Here is a 9,181-nt window from a genome sequence, read left to right on the forward strand (position 1 = left end):
GGGTGGACCCTCGAGGCCACCTTTTTTTATTTGCTGGCTTTTGTGAGAGCAGGAGATGCAGCAAAGGCATAAGGGAGCTAGAAGCTGGAGAGCTTTTGAAGGTTTGGGTAAACTCTCTGTTGAGAGTTTGGGATAGAAGCCTTTAAAGGTTAGGGTAGAAGCCCTCTCGAGGGTCTGGGAGGAATTCCACATGCGAAATATTGCAGTGAAGGTCAGCTATGATGGGGCGCAGTTTAATGGCTTCCAATCTCAGCTGGAGCCGCATCTTAGAACGGTGCAGCAGGAGATTGAGAAAGCGTTAAAGGCGCTCACGGGTGAGGAGATTCATATCATTGGCTCGGGCAGGACTGATGCAGGCGTTCATGCTATGGGCCAGGTATTCAATTTTCATACGGAATCCGTCATACCGTCGGAGCGATGGGCAATTGCGCTGAATACGAGGCTGCCGAAGGATATCGTTATTTTGGAGGCGCGCGAGGTGCCGGAGCATTTTCATTCCCGGCGCTCGGCCAAACGAAAGACGTATCGTTATTCGATAGATCGTGGCAAGTTCCCGGATGTATTCACCCGCGAGTATTGCTTTCATTATCCGATGCGCTTAGACGCAGAGGCTATGGCGAAGGCACTGCCCTATATAATAGGCGAGCATGATTTTACTTCTTTTACATCTATTCATTCGACGAAGCCGCATCATATAAGAACGATTTATGAGGCGTATTTTGAACAGCAGGGCAGCAAGCTTCATATGTACGTGACCGGCAACGGTTTTTTGTACAATATGGTGCGGGTTATTATGGGAACACTGCTGTGGGTAGGGCAAGGCAAGCTGCAGCCGGAAGATATGAAGCGCATATTAGAGGGCAAAAGCAGGTCTTTGGCTGGCCCAACTGCAATGCCTCATGGCCTTACGTTGGTCGAAGTTGAATATCCCGATGAACTAAGAAGTTAATCGTACAAACTGCTTGCTTTAGGCCACTTTTTATAGTAATATATAACTTGTGCTTTCTTAGTGGCTATCCCACAGCCCCGACTGAGATCGTCACAAACTTGGCAGCAATAACTGTTATAAATCGAACGGAAACGTTCTTTGATAAAATTAAATTTTAAACGTAAGCGAATGAAGGAGGATCTCCATGCGTACCACCTATATGGCTAAGCCAAATGAAGTTGAACGTAAATGGTACATCATTGATGCGGAAGGTAAAACCCTCGGTCGTCTGGCAAGCGAAGCAGCTAGCTTGATCCGTGGCAAACACAAGCCGCAATTTACACCTCACGTTGACACAGGCGATTTCGTTATCGTAATCAACGCTGAAAAAATCGTTCTGACAGGTAAAAAACTGACAGACAAAATGTACTACCGTCACTCGATGTACTCTGGTGGTTTGAAAGTTACACCAGCTAACGTTATGATCGACAAAAAGCCTGATCGCGTTATCGAATTGGCTGTTCACGGCATGTTGCCAAAAACACGTCAAGGTAACAAAATGAAGCTTAGACTTAAAGCATACGCTGGTTCGGTACATCCGCACCAAGCACAAAATCCTGAAGTTTACGAACTTCGCGGGTAATTAAAGGGGAGGACAGTTTCATGGCTCAAGTGCAATACTATGGAACGGGTCGTCGTAAACACTCTGTTGCACGTGTACGTCTCGTGCCAGGTGAAGGACGAATCATCATTAACAAACGTGATATCAACGAATACTTCGGTTTGGAAACATTGAAACTTATCGTTAAACAACCGCTTAACCTGACAGAAACGCTTACGCAATATGATGTATTGGTTATTGCTAACGGCGGCGGTATGTCCGGCCAAGCTGGTGCTATCCGTCATGGTATCTCCCGCGCTCTACTGAAAGTAGACGCTGAATACCGTCCAGCTCTGAAACGCGCTGGATTCCTGACTCGTGACCCACGTATGAAAGAGCGTAAAAAATACGGTCTTAAAGCGGCTCGTCGCGCGCCACAATTCTCGAAACGTTAATATGTTGTTCAACAGCCCCTGGCCTTCTGGCCGGGGGTTTTTTTGTTGTTTATTGAAGCTTGTGACGGAGGGTGCCGAGAAGCTGAAATAAATGGAACGGTTAGGAACCGAATCCTTGGAGTCATTTTTATAAAAAATAGTCCATAAAAAGCACTGAAAAAACCAACCCGGATATTTGCTGGCAGGCAGGCTTAAGAAAATACAGGAAATGTACACGGGACAAGCGGAGAAAGTGTGCTTGGAGCCCGTTTTTTTGCATAATAAACAAACTTTAATTCATTTTGGAGTAAACTAGATATTGAAGATTGTGAGTGGTCGACGTATAATTAGACTTAAATACAGATCAATATACTTGGTATTGATGCGGAGGAGTAAAACGATGAATCTTTTTGAGAAGGAAGCCCTTATTGCCAAGCAGGCGGTTGAGCTGGAAAATGCAACGCCAGAGGAAATTATTGCTTTTGCTGTAGCGACATTCCCTAATCTTACTTTTGCTTGCAGCTTCGGTGCAGAGGATGTTGTGCTCGTTGATATGCTGCAGAAGGTTAGCCCAACAACGGACATTTTCTACTTGGACACTGATTTCCACTTTAAAGAAACGTATGAAACTCGCGATCGCATGATCGAGCGTTACCCAGGAATTCCGTTCGTAGAAGTAAAGCCGAAAATTACGCCGGAGCAGCAAGCTGCCCAATATGGCGAAGAGCTATGGAAAACCGATGCTAACCAATGCTGCGATATTCGGAAGGTAGAGCCGCTTACGCGGATTTTGTCCCAATACGAAGCATGGATTACAGGTATCCGTCGTGATCAGGCGCCAACACGGGCTAACGCGAAAAAAATCGAGTATGATACAAAATTTGGATTGGTGAAGTTTAACCCGATTGCACATTGGACAACTGAAGATGTATGGAACTATATCCGTGAAAATGATGTCATCTACAACCCGCTTCATGATCAAAACTATCCGAGCATTGGTTGCGAACATTGCACACGTCAAGTTAAGCCGGGTGAAGATCCGCGTGCTGGACGCTGGGCAGGACAAGAAAAAACAGAGTGCGGCTTGCATAAATAAACCGCTTTATTTCGAACACAGCTTCTTCTGTCAAAAATGCGGCAACATGGCGACGACCAAAACATGTCCGCATGACAAATTCGAGCATTTGACGTTTTCGGGCACAAAAGTACGCGCGCTGCTGCGTGACACTGTGAATGTGCTGAGACACACTCATAAATAACCATCTCGTCCCATAAGATGATAATGAGCGCCGGCCAAGCTGGAGCTGATTATTATTTGATGGAGGACGGGGTGGTTTTTTTGCGCCGATGGGGACGACGCTTGGTCGTTTGGATAACGCTAAAGGGAGCGCTGCGGTTGACTGCTGCTGTGCTGGCTATTGCACTCGTATGGACGCTGCTTACTTACGGAGATGAACGGACGGCGCGGACATGGAAAACTTGGGCAACGCCTTTGTCCGGTAAGACGATCGCGCTTGATGCTGGGCATGGTGGAGTAGACGGCGGGGCAGTCAGCAAGCAGGGAGTCGTTGAGAAAGATTTGAATATGGCGATTGCGCTTTATTTGCGCGATTATTTGCAGCAGGCGGGGGCCATTGTCGTGATGACCCGCGAAGGGGATTATGATCTGGCAGCTCCAGATACGAAAGCCTATAGCAGGCGGAAAACAGAGGATTTGCATAAGCGTGTAAATGTCATAAAGGAAAGTCAGCCTAACTTGGTTGTCAGCATTCATATGAACAGTATTCCGTCGGCAAAGTGGTCGGGGGCGCAAACCTTTTACAATCCGGCTAATCATCAGGACAGCAAGTTGCTTGCTGCTGCTATTCAAAACGAGATCAAACGCAATTTGGAAAATACGAGCCGTGTCGCCGCAACGGAAAATACCGTCTATTTGCTCAAAGCGATTACAGATGTGCCTACCGCTTTAATTGAAGTTGGCTTTCTGTCTAATCCAGGGGAAGCAACCAGGCTCGCCGATTCGGATTACCAGCGCAAGGTCGCTGCTTCCATTTATCAAGGGATGCTGCGATATGCTGCTGGAGAGAAAATGACGCTTTCCGCAGAGGATAAGCCATAAGTCGAAATCGTTCCGACATGTTACAGCCATGAATGTTGCTGCTTAACTATGCTATAATCATTATTAATAAGCAGTAATTGCATACATAAAGGTGGGACGTATCCTAATGTTAACACGTGAGCAAGCTTTTGAAGCCGTTGAAGCAGTAACGGCGCTATATACGGCGGGCGAGGTAGCCGTCCGCGATGTGATGGTGAAGGACCGTCAAGTTTCACTGACGGTGCTGGTTGCCAGCGAGGAGGCGAAGCCCTCGCTGGAAGCCGCGCTACGCGAAGCGTTAGCGCGGCTGGGCGCCGAAACCGTGCACTGCCGGTTTCGTGCGCTAGAGCCTGCAGCTGCGGCGGATGCTTCCGCGCAGCGCGGGGCGCCAAGCGGCGGCGGCGAAGCCTCCGCTGCCGCAGGCGCAGGCGCCGCCGGCCCCGTGCAAGGCCACGGGGCCGGGCTGGCGAGCCCGCTGCTGGATGCCCGCAGCGGGGTGCAGTTCATTGCCGTCGCCAGCGGCAAGGGCGGCGTCGGCAAATCCACAGTGACCGTGAACCTCGCGGTCGCTCTCGCTCGCAGGGGCAAGCGTGTCGGCATTATTGACGCCGACATTTACGGCTTCAGCGTGCCCGATATGATGGGCATTGAAGAGCGCCCGCAGGTCGTGAACGAGCGGGTCATCCCGATTGAGAAGTTTGGGGTGAAGGTGATGTCGATGGGCTTTTTTGTCGAGGACAACAGCCCGATCGTATGGCGCGGCCCGATGCTGGGCAAGATGCTGCGCAACTTTTTTGACGAAATCGAATGGGGCGAGCTTGATTACTTGCTGCTCGACTTGCCCCCGGGAACAGGCGATGTGGCGCTGGACGTCCATCAGATCATTCCGCAAAGCAAAGAAATTATCGTCACGACGCCTCACGCTACAGCGGCATTCGTTGCTGCCCGCGCAGGGGCCATGGCCATCAAAACCGAGCACGAAATCATCGGTATCGTTGAAAACATGGCGTATTACAAATGCAGCAAATGCGGCGAGCCGGAATACATTTTTGGCCGAGGCGGCGGCGGAAGGCTAGCCGAGTCGCTTCATGCCGAGCTGCTGTCCCAAATTCCGCTTGGTGCGCCGGATAATCATCCATCAGAGCCGGACTTCTCGCCATCCGTATACAAGGCAGAGAGCGAGACAGGACTGCTTTATTTGGAGCTTGCAGACAAAGTGCTTCAAAAATGCGAATAGCACGCTCTTCTACGACTGAATAGCTCTCACTTTTTCTACTGAATAGTTAAAATAAAAAGCCCCATGCCAACGAATGAGGATCAGCCAAGCAACTGGCTTACCTACATTCACAGCGGGGGCTTTTTTTTGTCCAAATATAAGAAAGTATAGGTTAGCCGTACTGTTTCTATTTCTCGTAATGAAACACGCCGTGCCGCCAAAAGGACGGCGACAGCCGTTTCACCATTCACCTTGATCACAAACTACATCGTATTATCCTGCTGTCCATCTCCTGAGCCTGAATCCTGGCCACTGTCTTCACCGGAATCTTGTTGATCCCCACTATCCCCACCAGAGCCTTGCTTCTCCACCTTTTCGTTAGGCTTCGGTTTCAGCTCTTCCTGTACAGCTTTCTTCATCAGATCGAGCACTTCAAGCCGGAAAAGCGGATTTTGCATCGACTCCTGCATAATCGACATGACTTGTTTTTTATACTGCGTGCTTTGCAGTACCTCCAAAATCATCTTGTCCATCTCCGGATTTTTCATCACCTTAATTAACTGCTCCTGATACGACGGATCTTTAAGCAGCTGCTGGTGAATTTCCTTGTTCTGCTTATTGACGGCTTTGGCAAATTCCCCAGCGAAACGCACGTCGGTCATTAGCGTCTTGATCACCTTGTCATATTCAGGGGCGACAAGCACATCTTTTACCGCCAGACGGACCTGCTCCTGATCCTGAACGGACAAAAGCTTGGACGTGTTCCCGTTATAGCCCGACATTTGCTGGGCCGATTCCTGGAGCGCTTTTTGAGCATCCTCCGTTTTGAGTATATCAATGACCATCGATTTCATGTCTTTGTACGTGACTTGTTGGCTGCTTCCCGATGATTCTGATCCACAACTGGCCAAGACAAAAGACGTTGCAATGAGAAGCATAATTACCGTCATACGAATGCGCATGATTCGTGTTCTCCCTTCGTGGCAGCATTCCTGTATTGATGGGAGTAGTATGTGTCAAAGTTCCATTGATTATCATGGGGAAAGGTTAGCTTTTTAATGTGAACGTGGTAAAATAAAGGATGTTGGACAGGGTGTGCTTGAAAAATTTAGGGGGATGTCAAACGTGAATATCAGAAAATGGTTTTTTCTCTTTTGGAGCTGTATGGCAGTAGGCGGCTTGGCTACGGCGATATGCGGAATAACGATGCAGTGGACGGATCCGGAATTCGGCTTTATGGGGCTGGATGCCTCGGGATTTAATTTTGCAATGATGGCGCTTGTTGGCCTTATGTTTGGAGCATTCAGCCAGATGGGCTTTTTCGCTTATTTGACTTTAAATTATATCGCGCTTAGCGTATTTCGCAAAAGCTATCTCTGGAACACGCTGCAAGGCTATTCCACCGTATTTGCGGCATTTGCCTTAGGCTATTTATTGTTTGAGCAGCGGACGAATAACTGGTTCTTCTGGCTTCTGCCGCTTCTCCTTATGGTGTTCTCTCTGGCGGTTTCTTATGTAAAGGTGAAGCAGACGAAGGCGGTAGCTTTTGTGCCGACCGCGTTTCTTATGTTTACCGTTACTTTCATTGAAGCTTATCCTGCTCTAAAAGGGGAAACCAACACCGCAGCCATCATCTTTATGATTGTGCCGCTATTCGTATGTAATGCGTACCAAATATTGATGCTGCCGCGGATATTGAAAAGCGAAGCGACCGAATCTGCATCATCTGCAAAGCCGGTCGCTTAATGTAAGTGCGATTTTCAACCTTTCACGGCTTAATGTTTGACGAGTGCGTTCAATTGGCTTGTACCGGTGGAGGACATAGTGGATTTGTCTTGTACGGCTTTGCCCTCGGTTTCCGTCTGAGTAATCAGCTCCGTTACCGTTACGAAGTCATAGCCCTTGGAGCGCAGCTGGTCGATAATAACGGGCAGTGCTTCATGAGTTTGCTTCACAGAATCGCTGGCATGCATCAATATAATATCGCCAGGATGAGCGCGGCTCACGACTCGGCTAATGATTTTATCCGTCCCGATGTTCATCCAGTCCAGCGAGTCGGTATCCCATTGAATAACCTTATAGTTCATTTCACTCGCAATGCGCAGTACCCGTTTGTCAAAATCGCCATTCGGCATCCGAATCAAATTAGGCTGTTTGCCGGTCGTATCGGAAATAATCGAATGAGCGGTAGAAATTTGCGTGCGGATTTCGTCGTCGCTCAGCTTGCTGTAATAATCATGCTTGTGACCGTGGCTTCCAATTTCATAACCGGCGTCGGTTATTTTCTTCACGATATCGGAATGCGATTGAATCCAAGGCGACGATAGAAAAAAGGTAGCTTGCGTAATGCCTTTGTCTTTAAGCACTTTCAAAATCGGCTCCGCGCGTTTTTCACCCCAGCTAATATCAAACGTAAGGGCCACGACTTTCTTTTCTGTCGGTACACTGTAGATGGCAGCGGGCTGCTGTGGTGAAAACACCGTAATATTGTCTCGCTCCGCGTAAATGACGCCTACCGAAAATACGAGGGCTAGTACAATTAGACTGTAGTGCTTGATTTTACGACCGTTCATCACATAAAAAAAGTTCATTTGGACGGGCTCTCCTCTCTAATGGAAGCTTGTTCTAGTACAATCTATGCTCATAGCGCCAAGTTATTCATGCTTGTTCAATTGAAGATGGGCAGAGGAGGACAATACTTGTTTAAGCCTCGGGAAATTCTCGATCACTTTCGCTCGATGAGCGGCTATATTGCATTTGGATTTGTTCTATTTTTTGCCGGAATGGTTGTAGGGGGAAGTAATACGACGATTAGCGATATGCTGGATCAACAGCTGGAGGCCATTGCTCAACTGGCTCAGCAGCTTGATCAATCGGCTAATCCGACGATGAGCTATATTTTGTTCATTTTTTTCAACAATGCCATTAAATCTATCTTCATTATGTATCTCGGAGCATTCCTTGGATTGGTACCGTTATTTTTCCTCGTCTTTAATGGGATGATTATTGGTTATTTGCTTAACCGAACAGCTGAGCTGCACGGGGCGGGCACTGTAATGGAAATGATTTTTAAAGGCTTGCTGCCGCACGGCATTATTGAAATTCCGGCCATCATTATTGCTGGTGCATATGGGATGCGGTTCGGCGTCCTCGTTTTAAAACTAATGAAATCCACCGTAAGCCCGAATGGCCAAGTGGAAAAGAGCGGATTCGAAATTTTATTTTTCATGAAAAAAACGATTCCAGTCGCCGTTGTGCTTACGATTTCTCTGCTAGTGGCTTCTTTAATTGAAAGTATCATTACACCTTGGCTTCTGAAGATGTAATAAAATTCCTATTATTTGTGCATAACAATAAAGCGGCGTTATTACGTGCGAAGCGTAGACGCCGCTTTATTGTTTCATCAAGCTGCATGAGGCAGAGCAAGGACGAGCCTATTCGCTATACAGGCGAACGATCGTCACCACTTGAGGAGGGCGCAAACCACTATGCTAGGAATTCTATTCAACGATAAAGAATGCAAAGAACTCGACTACGTCCTGCGCAAGGAACTCGATGAAATGCTGCTTGATCTCAATGACTCCCGTCTGGATGGAGAAATCAAGCAGTCGATTACCCGCCGTTACAAAACGATTTTCCGCATGTATGCCCGTTTGGCATCCCCAAAAGAGCTTTCCCGCTACGCTTTAAACGTCCGTACATATAAGTAATTTAAGGCCTCTAACAGGCCTGAATTTGGGCCTGAAAAATAATCGAAAATAAATTGAAAAAAACACTTGCAATCGTATAGGCGCCCGTGATATATTATATGAGTCGCCGCTGAGACATACGGCAGACACGAACGAAACGCAAGCAAGAGAAATTGTTCTTTGAAAACTGAACAACGAGTGAAACTGCCACATTA

The 9,181-nt window shown here is 47.7% G+C and carries 11 protein-coding genes and 1 pseudogene; 10 read left to right on the forward strand and 2 right to left on the reverse strand.

Annotation, left to right across the window (positions count from 1 at the left end; all coding sequences use genetic code 11):
• Window positions 1-190 precede the first annotated feature (190 nt).
• The 7 genes and pseudogenes from truA to AC50X8_RS31260 all read left to right on the forward strand — a co-directional run bounded on the left by truA (window position 191) and on the right by AC50X8_RS31260 (window position 5,298).
• Window positions 191-949: a tRNA pseudouridine(38-40) synthase TruA gene (truA, locus tag AC50X8_RS31230; protein ID WP_494865553.1), complete on the forward strand. Its 759-nt coding sequence runs from the start codon at window positions 191-193 to the stop codon at window positions 947-949.
• Between the two features lie 184 nt (window positions 950-1,133).
• Window positions 1,134-1,571, forward strand: a complete 438-nt coding sequence (gene rplM, locus AC50X8_RS31235; RefSeq protein WP_046234254.1) for a 50S ribosomal protein L13 — start codon at window positions 1,134-1,136, stop codon at window positions 1,569-1,571.
• Window positions 1,572-1,591: 20 nt separating this feature from the next.
• Window positions 1,592-1,984 (forward strand): 30S ribosomal protein S9, encoded by a 393-nt coding sequence (rpsI, locus tag AC50X8_RS31240; RefSeq protein WP_046234255.1) that lies wholly within the window; start codon window positions 1,592-1,594, stop codon window positions 1,982-1,984.
• A 379-nt stretch (window positions 1,985-2,363) separates the two neighbouring features.
• Entirely contained in the window at window positions 2,364-3,059 is a 696-nt protein-coding gene (locus AC50X8_RS31245) for a phosphoadenylyl-sulfate reductase (protein WP_056035820.1), read from the forward strand.
• 1 nt (window position 3,060) lies between these two features.
• Window positions 3,061-3,189, forward strand: a pseudogene (sat, locus tag AC50X8_RS31250) (sulfate adenylyltransferase); the annotation flags it as partial.
• A gap of 56 nt (window positions 3,190-3,245) precedes the next feature.
• Complete coding sequence (cwlD, locus tag AC50X8_RS31255) at window positions 3,246-4,082, forward strand: N-acetylmuramoyl-L-alanine amidase CwlD (protein WP_494883446.1); 837 nt, start codon at window positions 3,246-3,248, stop codon at window positions 4,080-4,082.
• Window positions 4,083-4,188: 106 nt separating this feature from the next.
• On the forward strand, window positions 4,189-5,298 hold the full coding sequence (locus AC50X8_RS31260; RefSeq protein WP_494883448.1) for an Mrp/NBP35 family ATP-binding protein: 1,110 nt from the start codon (window positions 4,189-4,191) through the stop codon (window positions 5,296-5,298).
• A gap of 242 nt (window positions 5,299-5,540) precedes the next feature.
• Here AC50X8_RS31260 and gerD read toward each other — a convergent pair whose 3' ends face one another.
• The gene (gene gerD / locus AC50X8_RS31265; protein WP_056035833.1) at window positions 5,541-6,239 is read right to left on the reverse strand and encodes a spore germination lipoprotein GerD; all 699 of its coding nucleotides are present in this window, start codon (window positions 6,237-6,239) and stop codon (window positions 5,541-5,543) included.
• A gap of 154 nt (window positions 6,240-6,393) precedes the next feature.
• On the opposite strand from gerD, the gene AC50X8_RS31270 reads away from it, so the two are divergent.
• Window positions 6,394-7,023 (forward strand): KinB-signaling pathway activation protein, encoded by a 630-nt coding sequence (locus AC50X8_RS31270; protein WP_430165566.1) that lies wholly within the window; start codon window positions 6,394-6,396, stop codon window positions 7,021-7,023.
• 29 nt (window positions 7,024-7,052) lie between these two features.
• Here the strand turns inward: AC50X8_RS31270 and pdaB are convergent, their stop codons facing one another.
• Window positions 7,053-7,868, reverse strand: coding sequence for a polysaccharide deacetylase family sporulation protein PdaB (gene pdaB / locus AC50X8_RS31275; protein ID WP_056035838.1), 816 nt, complete (start codon window positions 7,866-7,868; stop codon window positions 7,053-7,055).
• A 108-nt stretch (window positions 7,869-7,976) separates the two neighbouring features.
• Between pdaB and AC50X8_RS31280 the strand changes: the two genes are divergently transcribed.
• Together AC50X8_RS31280 and AC50X8_RS31285 are read left to right on the forward strand one after the other, a co-directional pair.
• Window positions 7,977-8,603 (forward strand): stage II sporulation protein M, encoded by a 627-nt coding sequence (locus tag AC50X8_RS31280; protein WP_056035841.1) that lies wholly within the window; start codon window positions 7,977-7,979, stop codon window positions 8,601-8,603.
• A 162-nt stretch (window positions 8,604-8,765) separates the two neighbouring features.
• Entirely contained in the window at window positions 8,766-8,987 is a 222-nt protein-coding gene (locus tag AC50X8_RS31285) for a hypothetical protein (protein ID WP_046234262.1), read from the forward strand.
• The last annotated feature ends 194 nt before the right edge of the window (window positions 8,988-9,181 follow it).

The organism is Paenibacillus sp. JT22N15, assembly GCF_059383755.1.